16 protein-coding genes are annotated in these 17,849 nt (G+C 36.7%); all 16 read left to right on the top strand.

Annotated features, from left to right (window positions below; translation table 11 throughout):
• Positions 1–13: 13 nt before the first annotated feature.
• The 16 genes from MKZ26_RS10945 (at position 14) to MKZ26_RS10870 (ending at position 17,849) form a co-directional block, all read left to right on the top strand.
• Complete coding sequence (locus MKZ26_RS10945; RefSeq protein ID WP_340766215.1) at positions 14–562, top strand: hypothetical protein; 549 nt, start codon at positions 14–16, stop codon at positions 560–562.
• 94 nt (positions 563–656) lie between these two features.
• Positions 657–3,146 (top strand): CD3337/EF1877 family mobilome membrane protein, encoded by a 2,490-nt coding sequence (locus MKZ26_RS10940; RefSeq protein WP_445683416.1) that lies wholly within the window; start codon positions 657–659, stop codon positions 3,144–3,146.
• A gap of 55 nt (positions 3,147–3,201) precedes the next feature.
• Positions 3,202–3,939 carry a hypothetical protein gene (locus tag MKZ26_RS10935; protein WP_340766213.1) on the top strand — a complete coding sequence of 246 codons (738 nt, stop codon included), beginning with the start codon at positions 3,202–3,204 and terminating at the stop codon, positions 3,937–3,939.
• A gap of 49 nt (positions 3,940–3,988) precedes the next feature.
• The gene (locus MKZ26_RS10930; protein ID WP_340766212.1) at positions 3,989–5,020 is read left to right on the top strand and encodes a peptidoglycan DD-metalloendopeptidase family protein; all 1,032 of its coding nucleotides are present in this window, start codon (positions 3,989–3,991) and stop codon (positions 5,018–5,020) included.
• Between the two features lie 347 nt (positions 5,021–5,367).
• Entirely contained in the window at positions 5,368–5,991 is a 624-nt protein-coding gene (locus tag MKZ26_RS10925) for a hypothetical protein (RefSeq protein WP_340766211.1), read from the top strand.
• 284 nt (positions 5,992–6,275) lie between these two features.
• Positions 6,276–7,322, top strand: coding sequence for a replication-relaxation family protein (locus tag MKZ26_RS10920; protein WP_340766210.1), 1,047 nt, complete (start codon positions 6,276–6,278; stop codon positions 7,320–7,322).
• A gap of 80 nt (positions 7,323–7,402) precedes the next feature.
• Positions 7,403–7,609, top strand: a complete 207-nt coding sequence (locus MKZ26_RS10915; RefSeq protein ID WP_340766209.1) for a hypothetical protein — start codon at positions 7,403–7,405, stop codon at positions 7,607–7,609.
• Positions 7,610–7,614: 5 nt separating this feature from the next.
• Positions 7,615–8,109 carry a hypothetical protein gene (locus tag MKZ26_RS10910; protein ID WP_340766208.1) on the top strand — a complete coding sequence of 165 codons (495 nt, stop codon included), beginning with the start codon at positions 7,615–7,617 and terminating at the stop codon, positions 8,107–8,109.
• Between the two features lie 241 nt (positions 8,110–8,350).
• Positions 8,351–8,659 carry a hypothetical protein gene (locus tag MKZ26_RS10905; protein ID WP_340766207.1) on the top strand — a complete coding sequence of 103 codons (309 nt, stop codon included), beginning with the start codon at positions 8,351–8,353 and terminating at the stop codon, positions 8,657–8,659.
• A 102-nt stretch (positions 8,660–8,761) separates the two neighbouring features.
• Positions 8,762–9,271, top strand: a complete 510-nt coding sequence (locus tag MKZ26_RS10900; RefSeq protein WP_340766206.1) for a DUF1643 domain-containing protein — start codon at positions 8,762–8,764, stop codon at positions 9,269–9,271.
• Positions 9,272–9,374: 103 nt separating this feature from the next.
• On the top strand, positions 9,375–9,788 hold the full coding sequence (locus MKZ26_RS10895; RefSeq protein WP_340766205.1) for a hypothetical protein: 414 nt from the start codon (positions 9,375–9,377) through the stop codon (positions 9,786–9,788).
• Between the two features lie 21 nt (positions 9,789–9,809).
• The gene (locus tag MKZ26_RS10890; RefSeq protein ID WP_340766204.1) at positions 9,810–11,531 is read left to right on the top strand and encodes a type IV secretory system conjugative DNA transfer family protein; all 1,722 of its coding nucleotides are present in this window, start codon (positions 9,810–9,812) and stop codon (positions 11,529–11,531) included.
• Positions 11,532–11,638: 107 nt separating this feature from the next.
• Positions 11,639–12,460: a S1 RNA-binding domain-containing protein gene (locus MKZ26_RS10885; protein ID WP_340766203.1), complete on the top strand. Its 822-nt coding sequence runs from the start codon at positions 11,639–11,641 to the stop codon at positions 12,458–12,460.
• Positions 12,461–12,528: 68 nt separating this feature from the next.
• A complete protein-coding gene (locus MKZ26_RS10880; RefSeq protein ID WP_340766202.1) occupies positions 12,529–13,251 on the top strand; it encodes a hypothetical protein in 723 nt (240 codons plus the stop codon).
• Positions 13,252–13,456: 205 nt separating this feature from the next.
• Positions 13,457–16,060: an AAA family ATPase gene (locus MKZ26_RS10875; protein WP_340766201.1), complete on the top strand. Its 2,604-nt coding sequence runs from the start codon at positions 13,457–13,459 to the stop codon at positions 16,058–16,060.
• Between the two features lie 508 nt (positions 16,061–16,568).
• The gene (locus MKZ26_RS10870) at positions 16,569–17,849 is read left to right on the top strand and encodes a RecT family recombinase (protein ID WP_340766200.1); all 1,281 of its coding nucleotides are present in this window, start codon (positions 16,569–16,571) and stop codon (positions 17,847–17,849) included.

Genomic DNA, 17,849 nt, shown 5'->3' with positions numbered 1-17,849 from the left:
AGGAAGTGTCATATTGAATAAAAAACGTATACTAAGCCTAGCAGCAGTGTTAGGTATGACTATTCTAATTGCGGGCTGTAATTCGGATGGGAAAGAAAGCGAAACGATAGAAAAAGAAGAAAATGCTAATGCGAAGAAATATGGAGAAGTATTTAAAGAAACTGATGAAATAGCGCATGACTTTATGGTGGTTAAGATAGAACAGAACTATCCTGAGATTCTTAAATATTTATCGGCTGAAGGTATTGAAGAATTGGAAGAAGATAGAGATTACCTTTTAGATAGACATAGGTTGCCAGATGAATTTGAAAAACTCAATGGAATGTATGAATTGAGAAGATACGATAACTTGTATGATGAGGGAAATGGGGAAGTATATTACAGGTATCGTGCTCCAGATGACAAAGATGTTTTAATTAATAGCTGGATAATAGTTAAACAAAATGATGAGGAAAAGTGGACAGTCGAATCGTTTTATGGACAAAAGCCAAAGGTTATTACCAATGATAATACTGAAACAGGTACTGTCCTTCATGAGTTACCGATAAAAGATAAAGAATAAGGATACGAATTAGAAATTAAATACGGAAGGAGGTAACAGGCTATGAGTAACCCTTGCTTTGTGCAAAGGGTTATTTTTTATTGCCTAAAATTATATGAAGTTTAATTACAAAATAATATTCATAGTATTCATGATGATATTTTTGTTTTTTAGTATGGGGGTAACTCATTCCGGTATAGCAAATGATGGTGAAGAAACGAATAAGATGTCTGATATCATGGATATTATTACGGATCAATATGGTGAGTTTAAAGATGATGGAAAATCATATTACCATTTAGATGCAGTATCTGATAAAGATGTGGAATCGTTTGATGATGGGGAAAGTTTTTGGGCAGATACTTATGATAAACTTTTCGGTTGGGCAGATGTTAAAGAAAATGTAGGAAACAAGTTGAGTGAAATGGTCAATTTGATTAACAATATTGTTCTTGATATAAATATATTTTTGACCTACACCATGTTGGTTTTGTATGACTTGGCTTACACTGCTGACTTTACCGAGAAAATAATCGTGGAATTGGAATCTGTAATATCTAATATAACAGGAATTTCTGGTGGAACGTTTAGTATCGGAAACGGTCTTTTTGGAAATTTAGTGAAACTTATCGCGATTATAACAGGGATGTATGCGTTGTATGTATTCATCCTAAAACGTGCTTTCTTTGAGTCGTTTTCAACAATTTTTCAAACAGTTATTGCATTAACAATAGCAATATTAATGTTTGCAAACTATACAGCATTATTAACGGGAGCCAATAAAATAACTACAGATTTGAGTGGATTTGTTGTAAGTCTTCCAAATCAATCTGGTGACCCAGAATCAAATATTAGTGATCCCAGAACCAAAATGAAGGATAGCATCTGGGGAATGTTCGTCGACAGGCCATACCTGTATATGCAATACGGTACACATGATGTAGAGGCTTTAGGCGAAGGAGATAGGAATGCGGGAATTACTCGTGTGAAAAGTATTTTAAAAGAACCGGTTGGTGAGGAAAGACAATCTAAAGTTGTGAAACAAGAAGCTTCGAAGGATAGCTACTCTAATAACATGATGAAGTACTCAGCAGTAAATAGCCGATTAGCTTTCTCATATTTCTACATGATGATTAATGGACTTGTCTCACTACCAATCTATTTATTATCACTTTGTTTAATTCTATTTCAGTTCTGGTTTATGGTCATTGCAGCTCTTGCGCCCTTTGCTTTACTGATTGGTGCAATTCCAGGACAATTCAATGTTTTGAAACGATATTTCATCGAGTTAGGTATCCCGTTAGCTTTGAAGATATTTGTATCATTCATTGCGTTAATTGTATTTGTAATTTCAGATATTATTTACGCTGGTGATTTTAAATCGATAAATGGAGCTTCCAATCCATTTTATAGCTATGTGGGTGCAGCAACCTTTAATTTATTATTGTTCGGAACAATTTTCATCCTACGGAACAGAATTAAAGATATATTCTCGTCTGGATCGAATGCAATTCGTGATCTAAGAGAAAGTTCTGGAACGTTCACAGCTCCATTTAAGAAAGGTGTACAAAACGTTGCTACCGTTGGCGGTGCTGTTGCGGGTGCTGCGGTTGGTGGTCCAGCTGGTGCTATGACAGGTGCAGCAATTGGTGGTTCCGTTGGTAAGGTTGCAACAGGTGAAGGTGGCATAAGTGACGTTGCTGGCTCTGCCATGAAAGCCCAACATCTTGCTCACTTGAGTAAGATGACAAAAACTCAACAAGCTGCAAAGCTATCAGCTACTGACAAGGGGAAGTTAGACGGCTTTATGGATGACAAAAACTTGACCCCTGAAATGAAAGAGGAGACGAAGGAAGCCCTTGAAAAAGAAGGGATAACTAATTTAAGTGATGAAGAACTGAATGAGCAATTTGCGAAAATTAGTAATAAAGGTGATTTAGACGGTAATTTTGCTCAAACGTTTGCTAAAGGTATTTCAGATGACCGAAGAAACAATGCAATCGAAAAAGAAAAAGATTTATTATTTGCCGGAAGAGAACAAAAACGAGAACAAACAAAAGCAGTTCTGTCTGACAAAGGAATCCCGTCAGAAATGGTTGATGCAACAATTACTGCTTTAGATCAGCAAGGTTTGCATGATGTAAGTCCAAAAGAATTGCATTCGCAACACGACAAATTGATGACACAAGGCGAATTGAATGATGACTATGCTACGACATTTGCAAAAGGGATTGCGGATGAAAGAAAAACGATTCAACTACAGAAAGAGAAGCAAGATGTATACGGTGAAGTGGAATATGAACTTCATTTGAATAAATCAATGGTGACAAATGGGCTTGCGAATAAAGGTGTGCCACCCGAAATGATTAATCAAACCCTGGACACATTAGGTGATCGCGGTTTAAACAATGTCAGTCCAAGTGAAATGAACAGACATTTCGATTTGGTAGTTGAACAAGCTGAAAAAGGCGAATGGAAAAATGGTTTTGCAGACACGTTTGCTAGCAACATTGAAAATGAAAGAAGGGCCATCGAATTGGAAAAGGAAAGAAAAGCTATTATTGAAGGCAATAACCTGAAATCGTTAGATGATTTTCCAGAGTAGTAAATGAGTTTTTTGAAACTAGCATAATAACTAGAAAAAGGAGTTGACACTTTCAGTGAGTGAGCAAACAAAAAGAATAGTTTCTTATGGCGTGATGGGTCTAGCTGTCACGCTTTTATTATTGGGTTTTATTATCGGTTTTGTCGATAAAGGAAAAAAGGAAAGTGAAGATGATAATTCAATGCAAACCCCCAATGGAAATGAGGAAGAAAATATTTGGCAATATGCTTCAAAAGAAGGAACCAAAGAAAAAAGTTTAGATGAAAACGAAGGGGCTGATTCCGAGAGGAAAGAAAGTGGAGATAATAGTGTTGTAGAAGAGAATCCTGAAAAGAACTATTTGAAAGTGCCTGAAGAAGTTTCAAAAAAGCCTACTCAAAATGATATGTTCAGCAATAAGGATTTGGAGCAAACAATGGAAATTGCAAATGAATTTGCTTTAAAGTTTCATGAGTTTGATAAGGACTCACCTGTTAAACATTTGGAATCCGTTGAGGGACTGCTGGATCAAGGATATATCAGTTACCTGAGGGATAGTGAAGAAGAAATGATTACGGGGTTAAAAGATGTGAAAGGAATCGTTTCAAGAAAAGTACTGTCAGTGGAGATTAAAGAACCTGTTGCCCCGACATTAATTGCTATTTCATGGGATGCGGTAGTTATAAGTGAAGTGATTACTAGTGATGGAAAAACCAGAAAGGATACAGATATTTATAGTTTGATGTTTGAAAAAGACGACAGCCGTAAATTTCAAATTGTTGAGTATTACTTGAACTATGAAGATAAAAGATAGGGAGGAGGGAGCGAACAAAACCTCTTTTTAAGAGTAAGTAGTTCGGTGAATGATTATGAAAAAGTTGTTATGGATTGTACCAGTTATAGCCAGCCCAGCTTTGCTATTAATGTTTTCGCTTCTTGCCCTTCTTCTTTTCTTCGGGGTATTTGTAATTTTCACAGAAGAAGATGATGAACAGATGAACTTTGGGGGTGGTGCGATATGTCGTGCTGATGGAGAAATTAGTGAAACAGTATTCTTCGCTCAATTTAATGATGCTGGAAAATTTACAGGCAAAGGGCAAGTATTTATTGATGTTGCAGAAAAGTACGGCATAGACCCCGTGTTGATGTCCGCAGTAGCTTTTCATGAAACGGGATTCGGAACATCATCGGCGGTTATGGTGAAAAACAATCCCGGTGGTTTGATGGACCCCGCAACAGGAAGTAAGTATTTATATTCATTCCCTACAATTGAAGATGGTTTAAATGCAATGGGGAATACGCTGCACAATCGTATTATTAAGGACGGTTTAACAACGATTGCAGATTTAGGTAGCGTGTATGCCCCAATTGGAGCAGACAATGATCCAACCGGATTAAATAAACATTGGGGACCAAATGTTACTACGTTGGTAGCTCAATTTGGTGGGCTAACGATGAACTGCGAAGTACATGTTGTAGGCGACTGGATGCTTCCTGTATTAAATGGATTAAGAATTACGAGTCCATTCGGTTATCGAACACACCCTGTGCATGGTGATGTAAGACTGCATACAGGTGTAGACCTTGCTTGCGCAAATAATGACCCCATCCTTTCAGCCCAAAGTGGTAATGTTATTTTTGCCTCTGGAACAGGTTGGTCAAACGGATACGGGCTACATGTAATCGTCAATCACGGTGAAGTCTCTACATTGTACGCCCATCTAAACTCCACGAAAGTAAAAATAAATGATGTAGTTTCTCAAGGTGATGTACTTGGCACATGTGGTTCAACGGGAACCTCAACCGGAAACCATCTGCATTTTGAGATAATTCGTGCCGGTGGAAAAGAAGATCCGATGCCGTATTTGACGGAATACATGGCTGTTGGAAAGTAATAAATATAAAAATATGATTTGTCCGACGTTAATCGGAGGTATAAACGTTGATAGAACAGTTTTTCGGATAAGCAACGTCGGACGTTGAAGAAAATGAACGTCCGACGTGAAAGTGCCCTACAAACGTTGCTGTTATAAGGTTCTGGAATCCTAACGTCTGACGTTAGGTTATTCGTGTTGGAAAAACTTTATAAACGTCCGACGTTGAGTTTCAAGAATGCTTCTGTATTAAGGGTTTAAGAGGTGAATTTACGTCCCCAAACAAGAAAGGAATGGATTTTGTGGAATCTGAAAAGAAGATGCTATTTAAGCAATTAAAAAACATCGAGGAAATGAAGGTGTACCTAATGTTACAAATAAATAAGTTAGGTGGAAATGATGCTGCTATTAAAAGAACATCCGTATACCCAATGGCGAAGGTAAAACCAATGGTTCTCAATGGTTATCCTGTCTTTCAATTCTCATATGAGGGCGCATTACCCGTTTATAAAGAGGATGACAGAGATTACCTGGCGTTGATTAGACACTATTATTACCGTGCAACGTTGGATGCGTATGATTTTTCCAAGATAGATATTAAATTTGATCAATCGGTCATTATTACAGCCCATTACTTTAACAACATGCAGATACGCGATTTAGACAACAGGAATAGAAAACTCATTCAAGATGCTATACGTCAAACGGGTTTAATTGGGGATGATAGCTGGTCCAAAGTATGGAATGTTGATGTAGGATTCCTTGACCCTAAGGAAAACCACGTTCAAGTTTATGTAGTATCGCAAGACAACTTCTCGAACTTCATGTCTTACTTGCAAGACGGGCACCGGAACTTGGTAACTGTTGTAGAAGAGTTCAGAAAAGAAACGATAATCGACGAATATAAAGCAAAGGAAATCAAAAAGAAAAAATTAGTCGAGATGGACAGTGAAGAAAAAGGCGGTGTCTCCGCAGCGGTTTTTTGGGGTTAATCTATGTCTGGAAAACATCATATTGCACCTAGATAATGATGCTAAGATTCATATCCAATATTAAGGAATTTTGAAACCCCTAATATTGGATACAAGAAATCAGCTAATATTGTACCCTGTTTATGCTGTATAAACATTTGTGGATACAGCACAATCATTCATTACTTGCGAATTAAGAAAATCAAAGCAAAATCCAAGTAGTTTAGTTGAATCAATTCGTAGCGCAGTGTAGAAGTGACCGAAAATAAACAGCCGGGGCGAACAATCAAAAAGGAGGGGAACGCATGTCGAAGACGGGTAATAAACAAGCGGTGAAGATTCTGCAAGCTCGTGATATTGAGATACTCACTGGTCTCTACGAACATCGAGCGTTGAGTACGGAGCAGATCATGCGACGCTACGAAATGACGAAGTGGTACACGTACAAGAAATTAACATTGTTGCGAAACAGTAAATTAATCAGCACCCATCCAATCCGTGGATACCTTGCGAATCAGAAACGACAAGGGAACTACCATAGAATTAGTGAAACGGGCATCACCTGCTTACGCAAGCAGGGGGTGGTTGTTGAACGGAGTGCAGACCAACTGCGTGTGAACATACGGCATCTTCCGTTCTTGTTATCCAGTAACGATATAATGATTGACTTAGAAAAATATCAATGGCTCATGAAAGACAGTCGACAGGTCAAAGTAGAGTATGAATTAAACCGTGGGGCCAACGTACAGGGGATGTTAACGAGTCCTAGAGAAGTAGGCTACTTATTTTATATGTTCATGCACGGTATCAGCAAAATGAATCTCAACAAAACAGTAAAAGAGATAAAGGAATCCAATTATCCAAACTATATGGTATTTGCAAAAAGCCAAAACAGTTTTACCACAATCGTCAATGTATTTTCAGCAGATGACGGTTTGATCGTGAAATGCGAGAGTTTGAAAATATTCCCATTTGTCTTTGCCAAATACTATCTCCGTCTATTTGAGGATGAAAATAATGTCATGAAGTTTCTGGAGGACTACGAAATCTACGACTTGTCCTTCAAAACATCTTCTGTAAGTGGAATGAAGCAACATGATGGATTAAAGCGTGTAGTTAGACACAATGGCGAAGAAAAGTATTTGGTGAATTTGCTGGATACAGATTTAGTTAAAGTTTATAACATCAAACAATACCGGAAAGAAATGTACGAATTAGACGGTCGGAAAGTGCTGGTAGTCACAACTTCAAATACACGGGCTTTGCATGAACAGTTATTAGCATCGATTCATCATGTTGATTACCTTGAAATTGATACAGGGGATCTCGTGGATTATCTGTCCGCAATCTAAACGACTATTTATATAGAAGGAACTGTTCTTCAAAAGACATTTTAAAACCAAATAGTATAAACAAGAAAGGGGAAAACATAATGCATAATACTAATCAGGTTATACCCGAACTACTGGAGATGACAAAACTAACGGCACACGAAAAGGGACTTAACAATGAAATAGCGGTGCATCTAGGGGAAGAAGAGCAAAAGAGAATGTACAGAACTATGCGTGAGCTACTAGCTGATGAGCTTGTATTTGTGTTGAATTTGGAAGTGTCGAGTGCCCGAAGCAGAAAGGGGTGATCTAGTTGCAAGTAATTATAGTGGTGATTAGCTTTCTTTCGGCAGCGTTGGGTGTCACAATCATGTACAACGCTGTCTATATTCCCTCAGCAAAATTAATCCTGGTTTCTGGACTGATAGCTCTGGCCACCTACTTCATCGTGAAGCAGTTGCAGCAGTCAAGAAATAAGAAGTTAGACAAACTAATGTCAATCAGTCTGACGTTGTTCGGGGCTATGTTCCTTGCTAGTCTTGTCTATTCAATCTGGGACATGGAAAAATTTCTATCCCGATTGACAATGATGAAATTAACTTTGGTATTGCTTGGCATAACGGGAATATACCTGAATATTGTCTTCATACGAGCCGAGATCTCCTACAAGAAAAAACGGGGGAACCAGCGAATCGAGGAACAGCCGAACAAAAGCTATTTTGAAAAACGGAAAGAGGAAAAGGAAAGAATTGAACGGGGAGAAGTAAGAATCATATTGGGTGCATCAACGGATACCAATGATAATTAAGTTGGAAATGGACTTTTTATGGAGTTATCATAGTCATTTACAATTAACTGATTTACCATTATTTCAACAAAATATGATATTTGCTGTCTAGGAATAGACTTTCGCCATCGATTTGAATATAGATTAGTGATTGTACCGATTGAGGTGTATTTTTCAAAGCTAGACTCTGGGTGTTAACGGGGCAAAAAAGGATATTGACTTTTTATGTCGAAGGATGAATTAAAGGGAGGTGGGCGGTTTAATGGAGTATAATACAGACATATCAGTGACGGTTGAGAATGGCAAAGAGAAATCTGATCATTTATTTAAAAATGAATCTACAAGTATCACGAGAGCAACGAAATTATGGATTAAAAATGTAAGTGAAGAAGAATCGAATTTCTTTGAAACGATAAAGATGTGGTATGGCATTGATAAAAACACAAAAACGACATCATACTATTCGATTACCACAAGTGAGTCTACGCCAGTTGAAAGCTTTAGAAAATACTATGTGGAGAAAATTAATGAAGAAGTCCAAGCGGTAACATTTGCGTGGCATGGCTATTGATTTGTCGGAAAAGAGTTAGTGAATTTTTTAGAACGTTTATCCGAGCGTTTTTTTGAACGCCGAAACGGAGTATGCTTATTGGATATTAGGAGGCTTAAGCTAGTGGTTAAAATTCATGAGACAACCACCAAATCAATTGCGATTATGTCAGATAATGATTTATATAGGTATCAATTAACTAGGTCTTGGGATGATGATAAACAAAAAGCTACGGTGATTATGCTTAACCCGAGTAAAGCAGATATGTTAAAAACAGATAGAACAGTAATGAACGTTAATAACTTTATGGTAGATAGTGATTATGGTTCAATGACCATTGTTAATTTGTTTGCTTACATGACTACGGATCCAAAATTACTTACTCAAAGAGATAATGATTATGAGTCCTTAAATAATGACTATTTAGTAGAGGCATTTAAAAGTTCTGACGTAATAGTTGTAGCTTGGACAAGGAGTAATCATATTAATAGAAAACGAGAAGTAGAAAGATTGTTACAAAGTTTTCAAGAGAAAGTTAAATGTTTTGCAGATGAAACTGGAAAAAAACCCAGACACCCAAGAGATTTGGGGGAAAGTTGGACGCTTGAAGATTATGTTTTTGAGTTTAATTGAATTAAAATAGTTTTTCAGTCAATCAATCCCTAACACGTTTTATTCAGCATTTGAATGAAGCGTGTTATTTTTATTGCCGTTTTTACGAAAGGGGAGTCGTAAAGTGTTTTTTAAGAGTAAGACTAACAGAAATAATCTGTATATCTTCCCGGAAGTAGAAGTTCATATAGCTAAGCAAAGCCCAACCAAATTAATCGAGTTGGGTTTTCTTATACTTGAAACATCTCATTTATTATTGAAGAGAATAAACAGCCGAAACTACAAAAAGGATATGCAATTTTGGATAAAGCGTATTTCGCACAATGTTCATGAGTTGCCTGAATTATTATGGGAAGAAGGTGAACTGACCAATCAGCTGATAATTAGAAAACAGAGTAAAGAACACTTAGAACTACTCAGGTTCAAAATCTCGAAAATAATTCAAACATTGTTCAGCTTTGAAGAAAATGACCACACATTATTCAAAATGGAACAGATCCATGCTTATTTTGGGAAGTGGGATTGGATCAAGAGGTGAAAATGAAAGGAGTTGTGGCAGATGGGAATGCCAATTGTATGGCAAGGGAGCGACTGTTTTACACATATGCTTGCTGTAGGACCCACACGTTGCGGAAAGACGGCAACAATATTGAAACCAATGATTTATCAATTACTACTTCAAAAGAAACGCGGAGTCCCTTTGGGCATATCAGTTGTAGAACCAAAAGGTGATGTAGCAGCGATGGTTGCCGAAATGTGCGAGGAAATGGATATCCCGTGTACGCATGTTGATCCTGAAAAAACGAATTCAGCTAGATTTAATCCAATGGAAGGTGACACGGACACAGTAGCGGAGGCAACAGTCGTTGTATTAAAAGGCTTGTTCGGAAAGCAGGATGCATTTTTCGCTACCGTTCAGGAACTTTCGGCACGTAATGTTACAAAACTACTCAAAGAACTACACGGGAACAACATGGACATTATAGATGTAATGAATACGCTTCGTGATCAAAACGTCTTACAGCAGAAAGTATCGGAATTAAAACATCGTGATGGTATGACGGATTTGGTTCACTTCTTCGAGGCGGAATTACTCGGTAGTATGCGTGAGAAATATCAGCAGTTTGTCATTGGTTTAAGAGCGCAACTCGAAAACATTGTTAGTAATGAATCGCTAAGAACTATCATGACGGGCAAGAGCGACGTTAACATTGACGAGCATCTAGCAACAGGCGGCGTCCTAGCGGTCAATACTGCACTTGGTAAACTACGGAAAGCAGGTGATGCATTCGGACAGTTTATGATTATGCATTTACAGAACGGAACATTTAGGAGGCCAGGAACAGAAGATACACGTATTCCCCATTTTTTGATTGTCGATGAATACAGTCGCTATATTAATCCAGATGTAGAAATCTTCTTATCGCTCGCTGCTGAATATCGGGTAGCGGGTATTTTTGCGACGCAATCTCTTGGCCAACTTGAAATCGAGTCGGGAAGTCTTGGTCCAAAGGCGATGAAACAAGCGATTCTTACGTCATGTCGAAACAAAATCTGTTTTGGAGGTATATCAGCACAAGATGCCCAAGATTTTGCGGATGAATTTGGTAAAGATAAAGTCATTATGCGGCAAAGCACATATAAGAACCGGATATTGTTGCCACGACTATTTCCAGACTCTTATCGAGATACAGAAGATGAAGAATATCGTTTTGATCCAACAGATTTAATGGATGGAATCCCGAAGTTTAACTTTGTCCATAAACTTTTAGAAGACGGCACACCACAGAAACCAGCACTAGCAAAAGGAAACTTTGTTCCACGAAATTGGAAGGAGTTGAGGGAGTGGGAAGACAAAAAGACTTTTAAAAATGCGAAGAGTAAAAAGACGAAGGATGTATCGAAGGATAATCTGTTTGTTCGTTTTCAGGTACGAATGAATAAAACAAAAGTGAAAGGGGCTGATAAATTACAAGAAGAACAATCAACAGATATCGCGAATGTTCCTATCAATCAACCTGAACTTGAAATCCCTAATTCTGAAAGGCCAGATGATTTAACAAAAGTAGAAATAGAATTAATGCCAGAAATACAACCATGTTCATCTGATAAACTGAAAGAGGATGTTAGTCATACCTTTAAAGAAACTCATCTACAGAGAAGGTCTTCTGAGGTTACTGCTACCGTGAAAGGGGATGAAAATACTGTTCGGGAGGATGTAAAACCTGAAAAGAAAGAAACAAGTAATGTCGTCAAATCAAATGATGGATTTTGGGATTAGTTATAGCTAGTTAAATTTGAAACACCTTTCGTTAATCGACTCAAATCGGTTAAGGGGCGGTGTTATTTTATTACAAAAAAATAAACGAATGAAATGGAGAGAATAAAATGACGGAAAATAACATGCAGGTTCTAATTGAAGGTTTTGACCCATCGAAAGTACAAACAGAAAATAAATTTAATAATGACTGGAAAAAAGTTTATGGTGCTTACCAAAACAATTCTATTTTACAGGCTCCGATCACTGGAATTGAAACGTTGCTTGATAAGCCTTGTGCTGTTGTAACCCTTAGCAACATCCGCGGGTTCATTCCACTGGAGTTTACGGGCGCAGCCAACTTGCGTCAGCTTCGAGCGATGACGGGGCAGTCGGTAGCGTTTAAAGTGCTGAATTATGACCGTGAAGCGGAAGTGTTCACTGGATCACGTATCGCAGCATTGGATCAGATGGCATCAATCACATTAAAGAAGATTGATGTAGATGATGAAATCATTGCCGTTGTCCGTAGTGTCAGCCCATCACTTGTTCGGGCAGACATTGGGGGAATAGAAGTAAAAATCCCTCTGGAAGAAATCAAATATGGTTGGATTGACGATTTAACGGAAGAAGTGAAGCAAGGCGATCATCTGAAAGTTAGAGTCTTGGAGATTGATAAAGAAGCGAAGAAAGTCGTGGTCAGTGCGAAGGCGACACAAGAGAACCCGTGGTTGCGGTCAATTGGTCGATATTCGTCAGGTAATGAATACGTGGGTACAGTTTCAGGAGTCCGTGAATACGGTGTGTTCGTCAATTTAGAAGCCGGTGTAGATTCATTGGCCCGTCACTTGAAATTCCAAAACGTTAAGAGGGGTGATCGGGTATTGGTCCGTGTGTTGGAAACGGATGCTAAAAAAGAGCAGATTCGTACACGTATTACGCGTGTGTTGTAAAAGGATATTGTTGAGGGGGTATGTCATAGTGCATTCCCCTTCTAAATTAAAAATAGAGGAGGATAACGATGACAATTAGCCCTTATTCTTTATCGCATGAATGGAACTTGCATTGGACACGGATACCATCGAACATAAAACGTTCAGATTATATCAACGGGGAATCACCGAAAGAACGAGAAGCATTGGACGCACTTGCAGCAGTGGGGGTAATCGAGGGAGCACAACTCTTTCGGTTATTTTCTCTGGATAAGAACCGATTAAAACGAATGGTTGCGGAAAAGAAACTAGTAAGGCATGAATTGAAAAGGAATATACAGGTCATACCGATTTTTACACTTGGGATAAATGGAGCAGTTATTGCGGGTCTAAGTGATTGCTATGAAAGCAACTACTGGGTTGAATACAAAATAGAAGATGTTTTGAAGTGTCTTCTGTTCTTCCAATTGTTTAAACATTTTGCTGGTTCGAAAATATTGCCGACGCAAGAACCTTTTAGTGGAGCGATTGATTATAAAGGGAAGCCTATTTATGTGTATGTGGTAAGGGGAGATGTAAATGATTTGCTTATGTATTTGAAGTGGCGTGGTAAAAAAAATAATGAACGACTTATTGTTATTGTTGAGGCAATTAGACATTTGCAACAAATAAAATCGTTTTTCCAGATGTTTAAGTTAAGGATAGTTGTAGAATCTGATTTATTGAGTGAGGTTAAAGATTTACAAATACTATTTTATAAATTTGATGAATTAGGTGGGTTTTCTAAAGAGATAAGTAACCAATCAAAGTAGGGATGTTGTGTTATAATGTTCTGAATGTTTATGTTTACAAGAAGTTTATTTTGGATTTGCATAAAAGAAACAGAAGCTAGCACAAGAAATTATATTTCTGTATGTAGAACTAGAAATTGTAACTTCCGAAATCGTCATTTCTTGTGTCTTTAATAAATTAATATTTGACGTGAATTTATCGGGAAAGTTGAAAGGGGTAAATTAATTGCTTGGAAGGAACTTAGGAGTAACTGAATTGAATAATCTGTCGTTAGAAAGTGAAATAAATGCTTTTTTAAATTCACTTCCATACTGTGTGAAGTTTTTATCAAGGAAATTGATAATAGGAGAAATGCCAACTGATGAAGAAGTTATGGTTGCTTATAATTACTTTCTTGAAGATTTAGGTCTGAAAGTAAAAAGTAAAAGAGAGGAAATATTATTCGAAATACCAGATATTGACGAAGGAAAATATAACTCCCATTTATACCTTGATGAACTTAAGAACGTAAAAGGTGTAAATGCACTTGTAGAAAATCAAACAATAAAATTTAATCCTAATATTACAGTAATATATGGTGCGAATGGATCTGGAAAAACAGGCTACATAAGAATGTTAAAGAAAGCTTTCTTTAATAGAGCAAATGAAGAAATACTACCCGATGTTTACAATGATAAAAGTGAACAAGAATCTTTATCGGCTGATTTTACTTTTAAAACTGATAACAATTCCTATTCATTAAATATTCCAGGGAATCATGCAGCTCCAGAATTTTCCCGATTTGCTATATTTGATAACAATAGTGCAACAGTTCATCTCAATAGTAAAAATGAGTTTGAATTTAGACCAGCTAGCCTCAATATATTTTCCCGATTAACTTTAGCGTTTAAAAAGATTGAAGAAAAGATTTCTTTAGAAATAACTTCGAAAAGTATAGAAAAGGATTTTTCTGCACTTTTTGATGGAGATTCAGAAATAAAAACATTAATTCAGAATTTAGATGTAAAGACTCAGCTTACGAATTTAGACAGGTATACTCCTTATTCAGAATCTGATAAACAAGAAAAGAAAAGGCTAGAAGAAAAGAAGATTGATTTACTTACTCTGAAAAAAGATGAAGAAGTAAAAGTTCTGAATGAAACAAAAGAACTTATCGGTAAATTAGAAAAATCCATCGAAAATCTTAATGAATATTTTACAACTGAATCGATTACTAAAGTTTATTCTACTATAGAAACTTTAATCGAAAATGAAGATAAATCAAAAAAAGAAGAGATTCAAAACTTTAAATTTGAACGAATTACCAATACAGATGGTGAAGAATGGAAAGTCTTTATAGAGGCAGCAGCAGATTTTTCAAAAAAACAACCCAGTGTGAATTATCCAGAACAAGGAGATAGCTGTTTGTTATGTCAACAAACCCTATCTAACGATGCTGTCAAATTAATTTCAAGTTATTGGGATGTAATAAAGAGCCAAACAGAAAAGGAAGTGAAACAAACGAAAGAAAAGATGAGCCATCTTAAAAGTTTTTATGGAAAACTAGATTTTAATTTATTAAGAGATAATGATATTTTAACGAAATGGCTAATAGAGAAATTTCCAGAAACAGCACAAAAAATGAGAGAAGATTTAAGGACACAGCAAGAACTTCTAAATATGCTGATTATAGATATTGAACAAAAAGTGCCTTTTGTTCGTCAAAGTTTTCAAATTGATAAAACTCTCTTGAATGCCATTGATTTGTATATTGATTCAAATATTATAGAAATAGAATTAAAGGAGCCAAACGAAGAAATAGCATTGATTAACAAGCAAATTATATACCTTACACATAAAGAAAAATTAAATGAACATATCCCGAAAATAAAAGAATACATACAAGATTTACAATGGTTAAAGATAGCGACAGAAGCAAAGAAACAACTTTCTACTAGAAAGGTAACTATCAAAGAAAAAGAGTTATCGGAAAAATATTTTAATCAGTCATATATAGATAAGTTTAATGAGGAATGTTGGAAATTAGATGGTGAATTTGGTGTGGAAATAAATCATTCGAGTAACATTGGAACTTCATATCGTGAGTTGAAGATAAAAGAAAATATGCCATCAAAAGTTTTGAGTGAAGGAGAACAAAAAGTTATTGCAATCGCAGATTTTCTTTCGGAAATACAGCTTTCAGAAATTAACAGGGGTATTGTTTTTGATGATCCTGTTACATCATTGGATGAGGGAAGAAAAAGTGTCATAGCAAATAGGCTTGTCAAAGAAGCTAAGAATAGACAAGTTGTAATTTTTACCCATGATCTTGTATTTGTTTCATCAATATTAAGAGAGTGTGAAGAAAGTGATACATTGTTTGATTGCCATTGGATTGAAAAAATTGAAGGAAGTCCTGGTACTATTTGGTTGAAAAATACACCGTCGTATGAAAAAGATTATAAAAAGTCAGGAAAAGCTCAGAAATATTATGAAGAAGCTTTAAAACTTGGACCTGAAAATAGAGAAAACAATATTAAGAATGGATTTGCATCACTTCGGACTAGCTATGAAGCGCTTGTTGTTTTTGACCTATTCGCAGGTGTAGTACAAAGATTTACAGAAAGAATAAGTCTAGATAGCCTCAAGGGGGTCTATTTTGATAAGGTAATTATAAAAGAGATAGTGGATAGTTATGGACAATGTTGTAGATATATGGAAGGGCATTCGCACAGTGACAAATATGCTTATAAAAAACCAACACTTGAAAACTTTAAAGAAGAAATTGATAGGTTTAATGAAGTTAAAAAGAAATTAAAGGATTTGAAAAAGGAGGCTATAAAAACTTAATGAACGAAGCTTTGTAAAAACTTGTATTCTTTAAATTTGATCAAATACTGACCAAAGATAATATAAATAAATGATTTGCTAACTCGTTTTGAATTGGATATAATAAACACATATTATAGTAAACTTTAAGTCACCATTTATCCTGGGTGAAAGTCGCTAAACCTTTTATTAATTACCAAAGGAGATTCGACACAAATGTTCAGCCTTTGTATTTTCATTCTCTTTGAGAAAAGTTAGGCAGACGTTTTACGTCACAAAACTGCTCTTCGCACACTAGATACTTACGCATTATTTGCGTGAGATATATTTTTTAAAAGCCGATTGATCCCGCTATGGGTGACATCGGCTTTTTTTGTTTCAAAAATTTGAAAGGAGTGCTGCAATGAAATGGCATGAGAACAAAACAATTTTCGTTTTCAGTTACTGTGGGTTACATAAAAGTCGATTGATCCCTTATGGGTGAAGTCGGCTTTTTTATTTATAAAAAATACAAAAGGAGATGGTTTAAGTGGAAAAAGTATTGACGTTTACAAACGAACAGAAGTCGTTGATTTGGAATCGGTTTGTTCAGCCAGCAAAGGGAACTCAAGAAGAGGCCAATCATTTTATTGAAGTGTGTGAAACATTCGGCTTGAATCCTTTGCTTGGTGACATCGTTTTCCAACGTTATGAAACGAAGAATGGCCCGAATACATCTTTCATTACGACTCGTGATGGGTTGCTCCGTGTAGCTACTACACAAGAAGGCTATGTAGGACCCCCAAACGCTAACGTAGTTAGAGAAGGAGATACATTTGAGTTCATCCCTTCGGAGGGAAGTGTACGGCATGAGTTCGGTCAGAAACGTGGCCCAATACTTGGTGCTTATGCAGTCATGCATCATAAACGTTTTAGACCAGTTGCTGTATTCGTTGATTTCCAGGAATACTTTCAAGCGAATTCAGGAGAACTTAATTCGAGGTATAACAATAAAAACGTTTGGGATAAAATGCCCTCGGCTATGATCCAGAAAATAGCTGAAGTCTTCGTCCTTCGTCGTCAGTTCCCGCTGGGTGGTTTGTATACTCGTGAAGAAATGTCACTCGAAGAAAACGATAACGGTAATAGTGGAAATGCAGACATTCCGAACCAGTCTAATCCAGCCCCAGAAAAACAAACCGAAGTGGCTGAGCAGCAACAAACTCCAGTAGCACCTGTTCAACAGCCAAAGGAAAACGCTGTCGAAGGGGTATTCATCCTACAAAGTTTTGAAAAAGGCGTAAGTCCACAAAATGTTCCGTTTGCAAAATTGAACGTAATGAACAAAGCAAGCAGTGAAGTAAGTCTTGTTTTGGTAAAAGAGAACGAAGAAACAATTGATTCTCTAAGCCAGGTTGAGATGGGGCAAGAGTTGTCATTGGTCATTAAAAATGAAAGTGGCTTTAATTTTCTTGAAACGTTCACTCTGGTTCAAATGGAAGAACAAAATGTTCAAGTTGAATCAGCGCCCGAGCAAACAGAACCTGTTCAAAATGAAAGTCAATTAGTTTCTAATTCAGCAGAACCACTTGAAGCATTCATTATGGAAAAATACGAACCAGGTACAACACCAGCTGGCGTATCCTTTGCGAAAATGTATGTGAAAAACATTGCGGACGATAAGCAATCTATGGTTTTTGCACAAGGTCAAGAAGCGGTTGAGAAAACAAAGCATCTTTCCGAGGGTAGCGAATTTGCAATGCAGACTCGTATCGAAAATGGATTTACGTTTTTCGTGAAATTGGAAGATGCAGATAAAAGGAGTGCTTAA

Source organism: Sporosarcina sp. FSL K6-6792, assembly GCF_038004885.1.
GTDB lineage: Bacteria > Bacillota > Bacilli > Bacillales_A > Planococcaceae > Sporosarcina > Sporosarcina psychrophila.
This window is presented reverse-complemented; position numbering and strand designations above follow the sequence as displayed.